This is a genomic window from Candidatus Clostridium eludens (assembly GCF_045310515.1).
GTDB lineage: Bacteria > Bacillota > Clostridia > Clostridiales > Clostridiaceae > Clostridium_B > Clostridium_B eludens.
Genome location: NZ_JBJHZX010000028.1, coordinates 12,938 through 30,154, shown reverse-complemented (window position 1 = coordinate 30,154; position 17,217 = coordinate 12,938). Strand labels below are relative to the sequence as shown.

Genomic DNA, 17,217 nt, shown 5'->3' with positions numbered 1-17,217 from the left:
CAGTGGATGCTTTATGGTGCTGGAATTGTATTTTTAAGTATGTTATTAATATCTGTTTTGGCTAAGCCGATGCTATTAAGGAAAAAGTGGCAGGCTGGTATTGTATATGGTTTAGCTGCGGCTATATGTTTTTTTGTATTTTTTATGTCTGAATACTTGGATTACAGCGCACAGCAGGCATATTTTAAAGATCAGATTCAAAGACTTACTGCTTCAAATTGGCAGCCACCGCAGGTAACTGGCAACGTAACGCCTGTAAATCCAACTAGCGCTAATTATATCAGTATATCTATGCCTCAAAATTTGCAAGGTGATTTTGTAGCTTTACAAAACGATCTTACTGCTTTGCAAAATAGCATTAACTCGGCAAAGACAACTACCCAACAACCGATTAATAATCAAATAACTGCTTTTTTAGATAATTATGGTCCTACCCAAAATTCTACAATAAATTTAACTGTTGTTGGTTCGACGGGTGCAAAGGCTACAGCTGTGTGTCATTATAAGACAACAGATAGCACATACACAGGTACAATTGGAAGCAATGGGAGAGCGATTATTCCTATTAAGATAGGAACATCTACACCTGGATATCAAGTAGACATAGATGTAGCTGCAGGAAGTGCTAATACACGAACTTCATTTAGAGCACAATAAGGATATAGGTAATATAATTATATCTGGTGGAAGCTAAAGAAGTTAGTTAGGTCTTTTTGATATTGTAGGTAAAGTCTCAAGATAAAATACAAAGAAAGCTTAAAATATGATAAGCACTTGCTAAAGAGATTGGCAGGTGCTTGTTTACGTCTAAAATTGGGTGATATCATGAATGAATATGAGAAATTAGTTGACGATGCTAGGAAAAAACAATCTAAATTAAACTTAGAACAATACAAACAGATTAGAGATTTGTATAAAGACGTTGCTAAAAGCCTACAGGTAAAAGCTAATAAAGCTAAAAAGGGCAGTCTAACAGAAAGATGGGCAAAAGATTACAAGAAGGCTGTGAAAGCACAAATCAAACAGATGAATGAGGTTATTGAAGCCGTAGTATCTAAAAACATAAAAAACAGCGCTGAAAATGCTACAGAAATACAATTAGATTTCTTTGACCAGATCAATATGAGGTATGGATTAGAGCTAAGTACAACTTTTAAAAATATGTTCTCTAATGTTCCAAATGATGTATTGCAGGAACTTGTTTCAGGGAGCTTTTATAAAGATGGAAGGGGACTTTCAAAGAGAATATGGTTTAGTGGCAACAAAGTAAATGGCGACATTGATTATATAATTCAGAAAGGTATAGCTGAAAAGAAAAGTGCCTATGAATTAGCTCAGGACCTTCAGGAGTATGTTAATCCAGAGGCCAAAAAAGATTGGCAGTGGAAAAAGGTTTACCCTGGAACTGCTAAAGCAATAGACTACAACGCCCAAAGGCTTGCAAGGACTTCAATAAGTCATGCTTATACATTGGCTATGCTCAGGAGCTGTGAGAGGAATCCATTTATAACGAAAATAAGGTGGCATAGTGTATTTGCACCGGGTAGGACATGTCCTTTATGTAAGGAAAGAGATGGTAAAGAATATTCACTTAAAAATTGCCCTATGGATCATCCCAATGGCCTGTGTTATCAGGAGCCTATTTTAAATGACAGTTTAGAGGATATTGGCTCCAGGTTAAATAAATGGGTTAAAGGTAATTCTGATAGTGTATTAGATGATTGGTATGAGAAATACGGAGATTATTTTAGTTCTTAGGGGTGAGATTATGAAAAATAATTTTAAAAGTACAGAAGTATGTTGCGATAAATGTAATAAAAATTTTAAGATAAAAAAGCTCAAAACTAAATGGATTGACGATAATGTTCAAAGAACTTATTTTACATGTCCTTACTGTAAAAAAGAATATACTTCTTTTTATAAAGACAAGAGGATAATAAAAAACTTAAAAGAGATAGAAGAATTGCAGAAAAGATATGATGAAATAGTTAAGGAAAATAAAGAAATAATGCAGGAGCTTAGGGGAAAGTATGAGGAGGGTTTAAATATATGAAGTATACGGAAAGAACAGGAACGTTCGAATTTACTTATGAAGGAACACCAGAGGAGATAATGAATTTGTATAATAAAATGAATTCTAACAAGCCGCCTAATATTAATTTTTCACCGCGAGTTCATTGTGAAGTGACTAAGACGAAGAAAACAAGTCAGGAAAGAACAAAAGATTATACACTTGAAGGAAAAGATAAAATGTGCACCATAGATTTTAAATCCATTGAAGAATCTTTGAAGAGAAAAGCAAAAGATGTTGTTCAAGATGTTGTAGGCGGTGCATTAAAAAGGTCTTTGGAAGATAAAGATTAGAGGTGTTTTGATATGAAAGACTATTTAATATGGCTTAAAAGTGGTGAAAATATCTGCGGAACCGCCAAAGAAGATACTGCCGAATGGCTGTTGGATAAATTCAAAAATCGTGAATATGAATTAGAGAAAATTATTTCATTTGATGATGAAGATGGTACCATATCTTTAGATATGGATAGGATTGAGGCTGTTTCAATTATGGCATGTTGTGAAAATAAGCAGGTAGGTTTTAAGTCTTAGAAATAAGGCTTTTTATTTTGCTAGAAATGAGGTGAAAGTATGGCTGATTTGACTGTAAAAGTTGATATTGCAAAAGCTGATACATTTAAAGGTTTCATAGATATATTAAAAGGAGTTATGCAGGATAAAAGAGTTCCTGATGAAGTAAAGTGTGACATTAAAAATAAAGTAAATGATTTGGTACAGAAAAACAGGGGGGAAAACAATGCCAAAATTAAGTGAAATATTAGGAGATTCATTTTCTCAAATACCAGAAGATCTCCAGAAAAAATACAAAGACATAGATTTAGTAGATAGCAAGAATTATGTTGAAAAATCTAAATTCGATCAGGCAAGTAATCAGGCTAAAGAATATAAAAAACAGGTAGGAGAAAGGGATAAGCAAATTTCAGACCTAAAAGAACAATATAAGAATGTTGATGGATTAGAAGCTAAGGTTACTGAGTTGGAAGCCGCTAATAAAACTCAAAAAGAAACCCTTGAGAAGCAACTGGCAGATACAATTTTTAATAATGCTTTAGAAAAAAGCCTAGGTACCTATAGCGTTAAAGATAAGAAGCTAGTTATGGCACTTATTGATAAGGATAAGCTCAAGGTTGATGGGGATAACATCATAGGTCTTAAGGAACAAATAGAGCCACTTCAAAAATCCCATGAATATTTATTTGAAAAACAAATCAATGGTACCAGTTCTTTTGACACTGGAGGTGGAGATCCAAAACCAGGTGATGTAACTAATTTTGCAACAGAGTTAGGCAAAAGAAAAGCAGAAGCATTAAAAGGCAAAGGTTTAATGGATTTTGCAAAATAAAAAAGAGGAGGAGTAAAAATTGAGACAGTCAAGTTATACCATAGGTGCAAAACAAAATAAATTAAGGTTAATTGCAGGGGATCATTTTATTTCTTTACCCCTTAAAATTAGAAAAGGTGATGTAACAGCATTACTTGATGTAAATGAAGTATTACCGGTAGGTACTTTGATAACTAAAGATGGAAAAACAGTTACCTCAACTACAGCAGCTACGGATGCGTGGGGAGTTGTATATCAGGATGTCAGTTTTAAAGGTTCAATGTCACCTACAGCTAACACAGATGATGCTACGGAGGTAGTACCGATATTTGTACATGGTGCTTTATATGAATCAGCAGTTAAATTTAATGCAGATAATGCTATTAAAGCAGTAGAAAAAGCTGCACTAAAACTAATTATTTTTGGAGAATAAAAGGAGGAATTTAGGCTATGAATTTAAGTGATTATATCAATTCAAAAAACATTGCTCTTTATATTAAAGAGCTGCCTGCAGAATCTACAGTTGATAAGACTTTGTTTCCAGATAAAAAAGTTACTGGAACAAAATTGGAGATGGCCAAAGGTGCTAAGAAAAAAGCAGTTGCATTAAGAATGAGTACTTTTGACGCTGCTACAAAGATGAGGGCGTTAAGTGCGGATTTGACAGTAAAATCTACTGAAATACCTTTTTTTAAAGAAGGTATGGGAATTGATGAAACCACCAGAAGAGATTTGCAAAATGCAATTGGTGCTAATAATGAAAATCTTGTTAATGCACTACTTGGACAGGTATTTGAGAATTATACTAATTTGGTAGATGGAGCAAATATTACAGCTAAGAAAATGAGAGCAAGTGTAATTCAAAATGGATTATTGAACTTTACGTCTAAAGATGGTGATATTGTGGTTGATTATGGAGTTCCAGCAAATCACAGAGAAGTGTTAACTGTTGATGATAAGTGGACAAATCCTGCAGCTGACATAGTTGGAGATATTAGAAGATTTCAAAAAGCTATTACAGATGATAACTATGCTAAGCCAACAATACTATTATTAACTGAAAAAACATTTGATAGTACATTTTTAATTAATACAGTAATAACAAATCACATTAGAAATAGTAACTTAAATGCAGCATTGATTCTATCTCAGGCAAATTATATACAGTTTGCTAAAGAAGTATTAGGATTGACAGTAATTTTCTTGGAAGATACTACTTATAATCCAGAAGAAGGGGCAGAGGCAATTCCATATTACACAGATGGTAAAATTACTCTTATGAGTGGTTCAACCCTTGGAAATACTGTCTATGGCACAACACCAGAGGAATTTGACAAGCAAAGTGGTTCAAGTAAACTTGATACTTATATGGTTGGTACAGGAATTGCAGTTACTACAATGGTTAAAGAAGATCCTGTAACAGTAGATACAAAGGTATCTGTAATGCCTATAGTTAGCTTTGATAGAGCTGATGAGGTATTCTTTGCAACTGTATATGAAGCTGCATAGTTCAAGTAGGACTTGCTCTTTAATTTTTATTAAGAAAGGATGGTTAAGAAATGGCTAAGAAAGATACAAATACAACAGAAAGAATGTTTAAGGCGAAGGCAAGGCAATTTATTAAATATGGCGGGGAGCATTTGAAAGAAGGGGAGGAGTTTGAGGTAAAAGAGTCAGATGTAACAGAGTTAAGCAAATATGCGGATATAGAAATTCCAAAAGAAGCTGAAAATTCAGCAATTCCAGGCAGTACACAAGGAGTACAGGTAGGTGCATAATATATGGAACGTACACCTTTAGAAATATTAAAATTTAATCTGCAGGAGAAAGAATATCCTTATTTTGATGATGAAGATCTACAGCTATTGCTGGATAAAAATGATGGCAATGTACAGGCCGCAAGCTATGAAGGCTGTTTGAAGAAGGCTGCCGCGGATGATAAGTTAGAAATACCTGGCATAAAGTTAAGTTCTAATAGGGAGTACTGGCTTACTTTGGCAGAGACTTTTAAAGTTGTAACAAAAAGCAGTGGATACAAAACTTCCATGAGAAGGGATGATGGGCAATGAAATGGGATGAAAATAGAAAGCAGAAAATAAGAAACCAGCTTGTAAAAAAAGTAACCCCTTTTATGAAAGAGGTAAAAGTCCTAAGATCAGAAGGAAATGTATTTGGGGAAAAAGGAAATGATCAGTATGTTTGTACTACGAATGGATACTATCATGTGGGAAGCACTTCTGTTAATATAGTCAATTATAGTACGGAAGCTGCAAACTTAGATAAAAATTATCAGGATAGGCTTTTACTTATAGTTGATGATGAAGTTAAGAAGATAAAAGAACATGATTATTTTCAACTAGATGATGTTAAGTATGAGATAATCAATAAAGGCAATGTGGAGGATGTTGTGTGGGATACTTATTTGAAAAGGAAGGAGTGATGTTATGTCTGGCTTTAAATTTGACGCCACTGATTTTTTGAAGAAACTTGCTAGTGGAGGTGGTGGAGTAAATGGAAAAATGAAAGCAGCAGTGGGGGTATACTGTCATAGTACTGGTAAAAAGATGGAAAGCTATGCTAAAAATAATGCCCCATGGAATGATAGAACAGGCAACGCCAGGCAAACCATTAAAGGTGATTTTAAGTGGCAAGATGAAAATAAATGTGCTGCCTATGTAGCTGGTAATATGGATTATTCGCCATATCTTGAATTAGCACATGTTAAGGGTAAAAGTGGAGATGATGAAGTAGGCATGGAAGTAGCACCTTCTTTTGAACAATTAGAACTAGGAAATGAAGGTAAGTATGCAATACTTAGGCCAACCGTCAGAAAGCTCACCCCTGAATTTATAAGAGGTATGTCCAATTTGCTTGGAAAGTAGGTGTTTTATGTCAGAAACTAGTTTTAAATATGCAATTCCCGGTGATATACTTCAAAATTATATAAATGGGACATATAAGCCACGTACCGTATGGGAACGTGTTTTTTTATTGCTTAAAAGTAAAGGTGTAGATGTATATTCTCCGGGACAGTACACAGGAAAGTGCACTTCACTTTATGTTGTTATAAAAAACACTGGAACTTTAGGTTTTCAAGGCAGTAATAAAATAGGTTCTCAATCTTTAGATGTTATGCCTTATTGCCCATCAACAAATTATTCGAATTTAGAGCCTTTTACAACTCAGGTTCAGGATTTTTTAGGAGAGTTAAAAGAATATATAAGACCAACGGGAAATATAACTTCAGTAATTTTGGATGATACAGTAAGTGGATATACACAAACCTTGGAATACCAAACATTCCAGAGATTGAGGAGGTAAAATAGAATGTCAGATGTGACAACTTCTACAGAAAGTATGCCTATTGCTAATATTGCACTAGGGGAAATTATAAATGAAAATACAGGCGAATCCTTTACATTTGATACAGCTGAAAAATGTGAGGCTAAGCCAGATTTAAGTAAAGGCAAAGAAGACGTACTTAGGGTTAAAAACAGAATAATTGCCATAAATAGAACGGAAGACATATGTATAGGTTATAATATCAAACTTACGGATAATACATTTTCTCCGGAAGTTATGGCACTGGTAGATGGTGGTACTGTAACTTCAACAGGATATGAAGGAGCAGAGGTAGGCAAAGCAGTAAACAAAGTTCCATATACTTTGAATCTATATACTGAACAAAAAGATTATGATAGTTCAACCAGTAAATATGTTAAATTTAGTTTTAAGCATAATAAGGGAACTCCTGTAGAATTCAAATTTGAAGATGGAAAGTTTTATGTACCTGAATTTGAGTCTACCAGCAGACCTAAAAAAGGTGAAAAACCTGTATATATTGAATATGTAGATACCTTACCTGATGGAACAACTAGTGGAGGAGGCTCTGGTGCAACTGTAGAAAATCCACCGACACCAACACAGCCAGATTCTACAACGAATACACCGGGCGTAACTATTGGCTCTGATTGTAGAGTAACATGGACCTTCCCGGAAGCTGTTAATGACGCAGATGTTACAACAACTAACTTTAAAGTGACTAAGAAGTTGGATGGAACAGCTGTATCTGGTAATGTAACTATGAATACAACAAAGAAAATTATTACTTTTGTGCCTACTTCTATAGCTGCAGGAGTAACATACGAAGCCACTGCAGCAGCTATAAGAAAAGCAGATGGAACTGGATATACAACTGCCACAACTGTTGAGTTTAGTACAGTTTAATTATGGATAAGGCAATTTATGTAGAAATGGGAGGATGGTTTAAGATGGATGAATTTAAGGTTATTAGTTTAGATGAATTAAAAAATCAAACTACAGAGGTAATTGAATTGTCCCCATTTACAGGCAGTACGCCTATTAATGTGAGGGTAAGAAGATTGTCTGTTCTGGGATTATGTGAAAAAGGAGAAATACCTAACCAGCTTTTAGGCGTTGCAAGGAAATTATTTTACCAAGATAAAATAGATCAAATTGACCTAAAAGAATATGGAAAAGTTATAGAAATAATTTGTAGAAATACATTAGTAGAACCTAGTGTAGATCAATTGAAAGGAATAGATTTAGAACTTACAGACGAGCAAAAATTCGAGATATGGGCATACAGCCAACGTGGGGTGGAAGGTCTAAAATCCTTTCGTAAGTTCTCAGAGAATAGTGTCAATAATAGCAATGGCAAAGACGTACAAGCTAAGACCAAGCCAAATTTTAAACATAGAAAATGAGTACGATGCTTTTTGCTTTGATGAAGCCTGTGATTATATTCTATGTGAGCTTTCTAAAGAAAACCCTAAAACTCCTAAGTGGGAAGATGAAAAGCAAGTTATAAGGGAGAAGAAATCTATAAATGACAATAAATCAACAATAGAATGGATGATGAAACACAATAAGACACTCTAATAGGGTGTATTTTTTATGCCCTAAAAGGGGGGTGAAAATTTGGCAATAGATGCCGGAACTGTAGTTGCTTTCATGGAACTTGATACTTCAAGGTTTACAGGTGGACTAAGCAGTGCCGGAGAGCAGATGAAGCAATTTATGAACTCAAACAATTCTGCAGAGACTAGAATACAAAGTTTGAGTGGTGCAATGCAAGGTGTCGGCAGTGTTGCAACTACAGCTGTAACACTGCCTTTAGTTGGAATAGGCACAGCAGCAGTAAAAACATCTATGGACTTTGGAGCTCAAATGAGTAAAGTTCAGGCTATAAGTGGAGCTACAGGAAATGAGTTTAATAAATTAAGAGAACAGGCTATTCAATTAGGGGCTGATACAAACTTTAGTGCCACAGAGGCAGCTGAAGGCCAAGAAAATTTAGCAAGTGCAGGATTCAAGACAAATGAAATTTTATCTGCCATGCCTGGTATGTTAAGCTTGGCAGCTGCAGGTGATGTTGATATTGCCACTGCTGCAGATATAGCAGGAAGTTCTCTTAGGGGTTTTGGAATGGAAGCCAGTCAAGCCACTCATGTAGCAGATGTGCTGGCGAAAACTGCAGCAGATACAAACGCAGGGATAACTGATACTGGTGAAGCCATGAAATATATTGCTCCAGTTGCCCATTCACTTGGAATTTCTTTTGAAGATACCACTGCTGCAATAGGATTATTAAGTAATGCTGGTATTAAAGGGTCACAAGCCGGAACTACACTTCGAGGAGCTCTTACTAGTTTGGCAAGTCCCACTAAGGCAGCGTCAGCTGTAATGGAAGAACTAGGAATGAATTTCTTTGATGCCCATGGAAAAATGCTTCCTTTAGGGGATGTTATACAGCAGCTTAAAGACAAAACTTCAGGATTAACACAGCAGCAAAAAGCGAGTGCCATGGAAACCTTGTTTGGGAAAGAAGCTATGTCCGGAATGCTTGCTCTGGTGGATCAAGGACCAGATAAATTCAGGAGCCTTGAAAAAGAGTTGAAGAATTGTGATGGTGCTGGAAAAGAAATGGCTGATACTATGCAGAATAACCTTAAGGGTGCTATAGAGGCAATGAAAGGTTCCATTGAAACTATGGGCATAAGAATTGGAGATGTACTGGCACCTGGGATAAAAAAGGCAGCTGATTTTATAGCTGCATTGGCTAATGGATTTTCCAACTTACCTAAACCAATCCAAACAGTTATTGTTTACCTTGGGATTGCGGCGGCTGCATTTGGTCCTGTCATGCTTATATTCAGTAAAGTTATAACGTCAACTGCAACGGTAGTTGGTGCCGTAGGTAAAATAGGAACTGCTATGAAGGCAATGGGTAGTGCCTTTACAAGAGTCAGATCTGCAGCTAGTGCATTTAGTGCTCTCCCAGGATTAATCAGTCCCCCTGTTTTAATTACGGTTGGAATAATAGCAGGGCTTGCTCTGATAGTATATGAAGTCATAAAACACTGGGATTCATTTAAAAAATATGCAGCCGGCTTTGGAAATGCTATAAAAAGTATATTTAAAGCTGTAGGGGAATTTATTAGTGCTGCAGTTAAAGGCTGGGGACTTATATTTACTGGGTTCAGCAAGCTTCTAAAAATATCAGTGGAAGGATGGATTATACTCTTTAAAGGTTTTGGTGCATTCATTAAGGCAGCAGTTGAAGGCTGGAAATTAATATTTTCCGGTCTAGGAAATGTCATGAAAGCTATAGGTAAATTCATTTTTGAAGGGCTATTTCAAGGTATAAGCAGTATGGCAGGGAAGATAAAAGATAAAGTTGCTTCTATAGCAGGTTCTATAAAAGAAGTATTTACATCACATTTGGGTATACACTCTCCATCAACTGTTTTCACTGAATATGCCGTTAATACAGGACAAGGATATATAATTGGTATGGATAAAATGGAGAATCCAATAAAACAAAGATTATTAAGGTGGGCCAATGGGATTAAGAATTTAGGGAAAACAAAACCAGATTTTTCAAAACTTGATGATATTGCCTTAAGTGGTGCTTATAGTGGTTCTTCAAAAGAAACTTTAAACAGAATAAATAATCTTAGTACAAGTAAAATACTTGATTTTAACCCTAAAATAACTCTTTACGTGACTGTAGCTGATACTGGAGAAAAAGGCACTAAAAAACTTGCAGGTGAAGTTAAATCTATGACAGGAAATGCACTTAAAGATGCCATGGCACAATTATTTATGAATGATGTTTTAAGGGACTAGGAGGTGGCTTCGTTGGCTGATATATCAAGATTGGATGCTTTCGATATAGAACTGCAATATAGTAATGGGGTTAATACAGGAGGTGTTATAACTAATTATAAGCCACCTCGTCCTGCTTATTTTAGAAAGGCTGTTAGGACCATATCTGGTTATAGTCAATTTCAAGACAATGTAAAGAGCGATTGTATTGTGGAGTTTACTGTAGCTTTCCAGATTAAAGGGGAAACAGATGTGGAAACACAGGCAAATGCAGAGAAATACCTTGATTTTGTTAGTAGGTATATTGAAAGATTTACATTAATAAATGAATTTGGCATACCATACAAAGGCTACTTTCAAAATAAGTATGACTTAGATACTTCAGTTGAGGGAGATATATATTATATATCCCTTGAAATGCTCTGTAACCATGATGTTTCCGGATGGGTGAGTGATGATGATGGATTGTAGTGTAATTATATACAAGAAAAAAGGCTATATAAGCTATGGTATTGAGGAGGCAGATAAAGTTACTATTAAAAATAGCCTTACAAGCATAAGGATGAATAGGTGTAGAGATACCCAGGTTACAGAATCTACTATAGTCGCAGAGTGTGAAAAGTTACCTCTTGCAAATTATCAGGGCGGTAATACTGGAATAATTGATAACTATGCACGTATTGAAATTTATTTTGATAATGATGTTGAATTTTCGGGAATTATAAAAAAGTATGAATATAATGAAGAAGATAAAATCATAACCCTAACCTGTCATGATATGTTTTACAGACTTTTAAATGCAAGCAATGAAGATATAGTTTATACTGATACCACTGCAGTAAATGTGATTGCAGACTTGGTAATTAGAGCAGGATTAAGCTTCCATTATGCAGGTGGAGATAATTATAATATTTCTAATCTAAAAATATCAGAAGGAACAGTGTATGCAGATGTTATACAGAGTCTTTTGGAAACAATGCATGCAAATATAAGGTGCAGCAAAAGTGGAACCATCATACTTGAAGAACAATATCCCTCGTACATTGAGGGGGGTGGGGATGCCAACCATTTTGATTGGGTTTACAAAGATAGTTCAAATAACGCTTCAGATATTGCAGGCCGAGATGCAACACTTATGAGGAATATTTTAAAAATAACTTGTGATATAAAAGTTGGAGATAAAACACAAACTGTATATGATAAATTCGAAGACCCTTCAATGACTGAATACCTTAATGGTGAAAAGTGGTATGAAACTTTGGATAATGCACTGGCTAATACTCAAGAAAAAAGAAAAGCTGTAGTAGGATGGAAATATCTTGAATATTGGAGAAAAAGTACACCTCTAACTATATTGCCAACTGGAGGCAACAAAAATATTGATTTGGGACATGTCGTAAAACTATTAAGAGACAATACTAATCCTGGATATTATTTAGTAGTTGGTGTAGAGGCAGAGGTAACAGCAGATGGTTATACAGATACTTTACAGTTAGAAGGTATGAGGGATAAAACAACTATATACGAAATACCAGTATTACTAGCCTCCGGCATTATAAAGGAGGCTAGTTAATTATGTCAAACAATGGGTTTAAGAATTTTAGGGAACCTGTAGTCTATGTATTAAACCAGGAACTTAGGAAAAGGGATCTTAAGAATAAGATATCAATAGATACAGGCACATCTGAATACACTGGGGAACTCGTAGAATATCCTGTTCAGCTTATAAGGGATTCATCTACGAAGAAAGTGACTAAGTGTGTCTACGGGATTGGAACTGACCAATGGAGTGAGGAGTTAATTAGAAACAGTGATGGTCAAGTATATCAAGTGAAAACAACTTATCCTGATGGTAGTACTAAGACGGTACAAATTAATAAAGATTCAAATAATCTAGTTGATAATATAGATTATGTTTAAGGAGTGATCCCATTGAGCTTACCAAGTTATGTTGTAAATTTTGATGAACTGGCTGAGGCTTTAGGTGGCTATCTTAAAGATGGTATTACTGTAGATGTTGGAAGTATAACTATGCCTACAAGTGCTATAGAAGACCTACTAACTCAGATAAGAGATAAAGTACAAGGGGTAGATTATAATAATTTAATTGACGCTTTAAATGCTTTAGGAGTTAAACTTGATGGATTATCAGGTAGTTTGGGTATAAGTGGTACTCAAAGAATCTATGGAGATATGATTCAAATACCAGCTACTGTAGGAAGTTATACTTTAGAATTTGTGGTACCTAGAAATGGTAAAATTACAGGTATAACCTACTCTCAATCAGCTTGGAACTTTCAGGATACTTGGGATTTACAAGTAGAAACAAACCTTCTTTTTGATGGGGTTAGGACTAAGGAATATGGGGAAAACAAATCCTTTAATTCCTTTTATACTGTAACAGCTGGCCAAAAGGTAGATATTACTTTTCATAATAATAGTGGTTCTAGCAAAGTAGTGTGGGTTGATATTAATATACTGGAAGACTCATCTACTGTAGATACTAGTTCCTAAAGGAGAAGACTATGGGACTTGCAAAGTATATTATAAACTCCGATGAATTAATAGATGACTTAAAATCCCTGGACTTAGACCAATCCATTATGGACGCTATTACTAATAAATATCCTCAATTAGATGCTGAACAGATTCAACAGCTATTACAACAAATAGAGGATATTCTACCTAGTCATAAATATATACAAATTGCTTTACAGATAAAACAATTTATTTCAGTTATTATAAAGGGAGACCAAAAAGTAAAAGGAGAATATATAGATGTACCAGCTATTAAAGGATTATATTCTCAATTCTTTGTATTTGATAGAGACATTTATCTAACAGGTATAAGAATAAATCAAACGGGTTGGAAAAAAGATGACTGTTATAGTTTACTTATAGATAAGAATACAGTAATAGACCATGCTGTCACAAAGGAATTGGGAGAGCATAAGTATTTTAATACCTATTATAGAGTTTCAGCTGGAGTACCTATCTATTTAAACTACCATAATAATTCAGGAAATAGTAGACAGGTAACTATAGAATTAGAATACTTACAACAACCAGCTCCAGAGAATATATTTGTAGTAATGCAATGGGAAAAAAATACCTCATGTGATATGGATTTACATGGGTATATTGATAATCTACATGTGTCTTGGGAAAATAAACAGGAAAATGATTTTTACTTAGACTGTGATTATACAGAACACTTAGATAATGATAGTCCTGAAACGTTATCAGTTAAAGGATATGAGGGTAAAGTACTAAAGATATATATAAATAACTACAACTCAGTTGCTTTGAATGAACCTGTAAATGTTAAGGTTTATGATAATACAACATTACTTAAAGAGTATAATATCAGGGTTTTACCTAATGGAGAATTCTTCGGAGTATGTAGTATAGATTTAACCACCAAAATTGTAACTGATATGCCTGGAACTTTATAAAGGAGGGATAAGGATGGCAATAACAGAAAATTTTTACTATAATGAAGGAAGTGCTAGTGTAAAGAATCTAATAAAGACTTTAGTACAGGAGATAACTCAAAAACCTCAGGATATATATAAATGGTCTCTAGTCTATCCAAACAATATTGATAGCATAGGGGCAGCTGGAACACCTCAGGTAGTAAACTTAATAACTGATGGAAGTACAACAGATAAAGTAGCAACTACTACCACAGTAACTAATCAAAATGATACTGTTATATTATCTACTACTACTAGTTATGGAAAAACTTTTTACGTGAAAATATGGAGAGAATCCAAAGATATGTCATCAGATGATAAATCAGCTATTCAAGTATTTAAGAAATTAAAGCCTGTTGTCAATGGACAGAGAACAGATGCACAGGTACTAGAAATAATGGCTGGAGTAACTCCAAAGGGTAGTGATGGAAGTAATGCTATATTTGATGACCCACAGGAATATGCTGATTATGTAGTAGCTATTCAAAACCAATATACATCATCTTTAAATAACCTAAGAATAGAGTTTTCAGATAAGATTAATTCGGATGGAAGTGACTTAGTTATACCTTTATCAACGTCCCAACGAAAATTATATAATTATAGACTGTCTTGGTATGCAAGTTTACAAAATCAAATACAAGACTTTTTACCTGTACAATACTGGATTAATGTTACAAAGGATGCCATAAACTTAGTATTAAGAGGTGACCCTTCGGCTGATGTGGCACCTTATGAAAATTACTTAACTGGTTATGCTTATATGGGAGCAGTAAAGCCTGTAGAAGATAGTGCTTATACAGATGATGAATATAATTTTGGAGTAACTACTTCAGCCGATGTAGAACCCAACTATAGTAATCCTTATGGTGTAAGAACAGGTACAGGGATAACTGATGTGTGTATGCTGGCAACCAAAATAGGTATGCCTTATCAGCCCCACTACCCTGCTTTTTATGCAACTAATCCTTTCATGGATAAATGCAATGTAGAAGGTTCTCGATGGGACCATAAAAAACACCAATTTTCAGATGTTACCATAGTTCATCCTGTGGATATGGAAAGAGGAAAATTAATTAATATACTTGTAGGAGATGCTTCAAGTATCTATGATGCTGATAAACTAACATTTATGAAAGATACAGACCAGGAGGAGAATTATAGGAAATTTAAAATTACAGCACCATATAACTTCTTAAATAACAGTGCTAATATTAATTATTGTGTTGCTATAAGGTGTTATCAATCTGTAGAATAGCAGAGGTGATATAAATGCCTCAATATACTATTCCATTAGGAAAATTTAAGTATATTTGTGGAGTTTCATATAAAGGTATTTTTGAATATAAAGAAACTTTACTATTAATAAAAGATAGCTCTATTAAATTTCTTAGAAAACTAGATGGGGATATGAATACTATTAAATGTGGTAAGAGTTTAAAATTCAATACTCACAATATAGATATTATACCTAAAAGTAAATCTCTATCTTTGATTAAGAGAAGTTGTAATATAGATAGAGATGAAAAATATCTTAAAGAGAAAACTAAGGAAATAAATAAATATGATGAATTATTCCTTAAATTAAAAGTAAAAGAATTTTTAAAAGCTGAGAATAAAATATTATATAAGGGTATTTTTCATAAGATGTTTTTAGTTGACTTTAAAATTTTGGATAGAAAAAAATTAGGACTCTATAAGCATACTAACTTATTCCTGGATAAAGCACAACTCCAAATGTTTAAAAATACTAATTTATTTATAGATAAAAAGAAGTTAGAATTTTATAAAGTTAGTTTAAGTAAAATGAGTTCTAATGAGAAATTAGATTTAAATATTATAAATGTGATTAAGTATTTTAAAACACCCATCCCTCAATTTTATCTTAATGATGAGATAAAACCAATGAAGCCTAAGAAACAATGGGATATAATTAATTTTCTACAGACAAAGATGTGTAAGAGGTTGTTATTTAAATCTATAGATGAATTTAAGATTGTGCAATACTTTAACTTACCAGGATATAGGGAAGTAAACTTATTAAAGGTAAGTCATCAAGTTCGAGAGTATATATTAAAAGAAATTCTTATATATAATGATGGATTAAACTTAGAAAGAACTAATATAAATAGTATGAGTAAGAGTATATCTTTATTATCTTTATGTAGAATAATGACTGAAAGACTCTCTAAGTATATGAATGAATCCACAGCATATAAAACTTCATATCATAGAATTAATAATATAGACCATATATACTCTATATCTGAGTCCTTAATTAATAGAATACAAAAAGTTTTATATGATAAATATATAAGAAAAAATGCTGGGAAAAGGGTAGTTAAGTATGATGGATATAAAGATATTAATGAAATAAGTATATTTAATATACTTAAACTACAAGAAACCTGGGTAATAAGAAATAATAGTAATAATCTTAATATATCCTCAGAATCACAATATTTACAAGTAACTGGTATTAATATAGAAATTTTAAATGGCCTTATATACTTAAATAATACACCTAATAAAAATATTTATATTGACAAGAATATTAATAGATATATAGAGATAATCAAAAGATGGTGGTGGCTAACTGCCACAGAGCCAATAGACAATATAATAATTCCTAATAAAGACTTTGTTTACAATGAAAATCTACTAGCTAATGTGGACTATCAATATTTAAGACTTAGTGAGCACCCAATTAACTGGGGTCAAGACTTGGGAATAGATTGGGGTGTACCTACCTATCCTGTTAGTATAGAGATTATGCTGGATTTAGTAAATATTATACTTGAGATATGGCATAGTAATGTACAAGGATGGTTATGCTGCACAGGTAAAGAATCCATGCAATTTATAATGGAATTGCTTTATGATTGGCATAGTTTAAGTACATCAAAACCTAATGAAGATTATTATAGAGCCTATAGGTGGATAAGGTGGGAAGCTGAGAAAGTATACTTCTTAGAAATAGATACGGGATTACAGGCTATAGGAAATTTAGTAGGTAACCTTATAGATTACCTAAAACAACACCATTTTAATATTGTACCTTTGTGGAGAAACCCCAAAGCTATGGATATTGAAAGGTGTTTTAATCGGATGGCTCAAAATAATGATTTAATGAAAAGCTTAGATAAAGTAAAAGGTAAAAGATATTATTATATAGATTCTCAAACTGAAAAAAGATATATATTTGGAGGTGATTAA

24 protein-coding genes are annotated in these 17,217 nt (G+C 33.7%); all 24 read left to right on the top strand.

The window, feature by feature from the left end; translation table 11 throughout:
- Positions 1 to 6: 6 nt before the first annotated feature.
- Complete coding sequence (locus ACJDU8_RS17225) at positions 7 to 657, top strand: hypothetical protein (protein WP_406793393.1); 651 nt, start codon at positions 7 to 9, stop codon at positions 655 to 657.
- 168 nt (positions 658 to 825) lie between these two features.
- Positions 826 to 1,758 carry a hypothetical protein gene (locus tag ACJDU8_RS17220; RefSeq protein ID WP_406793392.1) on the top strand — a complete coding sequence of 311 codons (933 nt, stop codon included), beginning with the start codon at positions 826 to 828 and terminating at the stop codon, positions 1,756 to 1,758.
- Positions 1,759 to 1,768: 10 nt separating this feature from the next.
- Entirely contained in the window at positions 1,769 to 2,053 is a 285-nt protein-coding gene (locus ACJDU8_RS17215) for a hypothetical protein (protein ID WP_406793391.1), read from the top strand.
- Positions 2,050 to 2,364 (top strand): hypothetical protein, encoded by a 315-nt coding sequence (locus ACJDU8_RS17210; protein WP_406793390.1) that lies wholly within the window; start codon positions 2,050 to 2,052, stop codon positions 2,362 to 2,364. The genes ACJDU8_RS17215 and ACJDU8_RS17210 overlap by 4 nt, the downstream gene beginning before the upstream one ends.
- A gap of 12 nt (positions 2,365 to 2,376) precedes the next feature.
- A complete protein-coding gene (locus ACJDU8_RS17205) occupies positions 2,377 to 2,604 on the top strand; it encodes a hypothetical protein (RefSeq protein WP_406793389.1) in 228 nt (75 codons plus the stop codon).
- Positions 2,605 to 2,643: 39 nt separating this feature from the next.
- On the top strand, positions 2,644 to 2,826 hold the full coding sequence (locus ACJDU8_RS17200) for a hypothetical protein (RefSeq protein ID WP_406793388.1): 183 nt from the start codon (positions 2,644 to 2,646) through the stop codon (positions 2,824 to 2,826).
- On the top strand, positions 2,810 to 3,415 hold the full coding sequence (locus ACJDU8_RS17195; RefSeq protein WP_406793387.1) for a phage scaffolding protein: 606 nt from the start codon (positions 2,810 to 2,812) through the stop codon (positions 3,413 to 3,415). Before ACJDU8_RS17200 ends, ACJDU8_RS17195 begins: the two co-directional genes overlap by 17 nt.
- Before the next feature lie 19 nt (positions 3,416 to 3,434).
- Entirely contained in the window at positions 3,435 to 3,827 is a 393-nt protein-coding gene (locus ACJDU8_RS17190; protein WP_406793386.1) for a hypothetical protein, read from the top strand.
- Positions 3,828 to 3,844: 17 nt separating this feature from the next.
- Positions 3,845 to 4,903, top strand: coding sequence for a major capsid protein (locus ACJDU8_RS17185; protein WP_406793385.1), 1,059 nt, complete (start codon positions 3,845 to 3,847; stop codon positions 4,901 to 4,903).
- Positions 4,904 to 4,953: 50 nt separating this feature from the next.
- Positions 4,954 to 5,172, top strand: a complete 219-nt coding sequence (locus ACJDU8_RS17180; RefSeq protein WP_406793384.1) for a DUF7210 family protein — start codon at positions 4,954 to 4,956, stop codon at positions 5,170 to 5,172.
- Between the two features lie 3 nt (positions 5,173 to 5,175).
- Entirely contained in the window at positions 5,176 to 5,463 is a 288-nt protein-coding gene (locus ACJDU8_RS17175; protein ID WP_406793383.1) for a hypothetical protein, read from the top strand.
- Positions 5,460 to 5,834 carry a hypothetical protein gene (locus ACJDU8_RS17170; RefSeq protein WP_406793382.1) on the top strand — a complete coding sequence of 125 codons (375 nt, stop codon included), beginning with the start codon at positions 5,460 to 5,462 and terminating at the stop codon, positions 5,832 to 5,834. Before ACJDU8_RS17175 ends, ACJDU8_RS17170 begins: the two co-directional genes overlap by 4 nt.
- 4 nt (positions 5,835 to 5,838) lie before the next feature.
- The gene (locus tag ACJDU8_RS17165) at positions 5,839 to 6,276 is read left to right on the top strand and encodes a hypothetical protein (protein ID WP_406793381.1); all 438 of its coding nucleotides are present in this window, start codon (positions 5,839 to 5,841) and stop codon (positions 6,274 to 6,276) included.
- Between the two features lie 7 nt (positions 6,277 to 6,283).
- Positions 6,284 to 6,715 carry a hypothetical protein gene (locus ACJDU8_RS17160; protein WP_406793380.1) on the top strand — a complete coding sequence of 144 codons (432 nt, stop codon included), beginning with the start codon at positions 6,284 to 6,286 and terminating at the stop codon, positions 6,713 to 6,715.
- Between the two features lie 6 nt (positions 6,716 to 6,721).
- Positions 6,722 to 7,621 (top strand): Ig-like domain-containing domain, encoded by a 900-nt coding sequence (locus tag ACJDU8_RS17155; protein WP_406793379.1) that lies wholly within the window; start codon positions 6,722 to 6,724, stop codon positions 7,619 to 7,621.
- Positions 7,622 to 7,665: 44 nt separating this feature from the next.
- Positions 7,666 to 8,121, top strand: coding sequence for a hypothetical protein (locus ACJDU8_RS17150; RefSeq protein ID WP_406793378.1), 456 nt, complete (start codon positions 7,666 to 7,668; stop codon positions 8,119 to 8,121).
- Positions 8,122 to 8,335: 214 nt separating this feature from the next.
- Positions 8,336 to 10,546, top strand: a complete 2,211-nt coding sequence (locus ACJDU8_RS17145) for a phage tail tape measure protein (RefSeq protein WP_406793377.1) — start codon at positions 8,336 to 8,338, stop codon at positions 10,544 to 10,546.
- Between the two features lie 12 nt (positions 10,547 to 10,558).
- On the top strand, positions 10,559 to 10,996 hold the full coding sequence (locus tag ACJDU8_RS17140; RefSeq protein ID WP_406793376.1) for a hypothetical protein: 438 nt from the start codon (positions 10,559 to 10,561) through the stop codon (positions 10,994 to 10,996).
- The gene (locus tag ACJDU8_RS17135) at positions 10,983 to 12,098 is read left to right on the top strand and encodes a hypothetical protein (protein WP_406793375.1); all 1,116 of its coding nucleotides are present in this window, start codon (positions 10,983 to 10,985) and stop codon (positions 12,096 to 12,098) included. The genes ACJDU8_RS17140 and ACJDU8_RS17135 overlap by 14 nt, the downstream gene beginning before the upstream one ends.
- A 2-nt stretch (positions 12,099 to 12,100) precedes the next feature.
- Entirely contained in the window at positions 12,101 to 12,445 is a 345-nt protein-coding gene (locus ACJDU8_RS17130) for a hypothetical protein (RefSeq protein WP_406793374.1), read from the top strand.
- A gap of 12 nt (positions 12,446 to 12,457) precedes the next feature.
- Positions 12,458 to 13,039: a hypothetical protein gene (locus ACJDU8_RS17125; RefSeq protein ID WP_406793373.1), complete on the top strand. Its 582-nt coding sequence runs from the start codon at positions 12,458 to 12,460 to the stop codon at positions 13,037 to 13,039.
- 11 nt (positions 13,040 to 13,050) lie between these two features.
- Positions 13,051 to 13,980, top strand: coding sequence for a hypothetical protein (locus ACJDU8_RS17120; protein WP_406793372.1), 930 nt, complete (start codon positions 13,051 to 13,053; stop codon positions 13,978 to 13,980).
- 13 nt (positions 13,981 to 13,993) lie between these two features.
- Positions 13,994 to 15,259: a hypothetical protein gene (locus tag ACJDU8_RS17115; RefSeq protein WP_406793371.1), complete on the top strand. Its 1,266-nt coding sequence runs from the start codon at positions 13,994 to 13,996 to the stop codon at positions 15,257 to 15,259.
- A 14-nt stretch (positions 15,260 to 15,273) separates the two neighbouring features.
- Complete coding sequence (locus tag ACJDU8_RS17110; RefSeq protein WP_406793370.1) at positions 15,274 to 17,217, top strand: hypothetical protein; 1,944 nt, start codon at positions 15,274 to 15,276, stop codon at positions 17,215 to 17,217.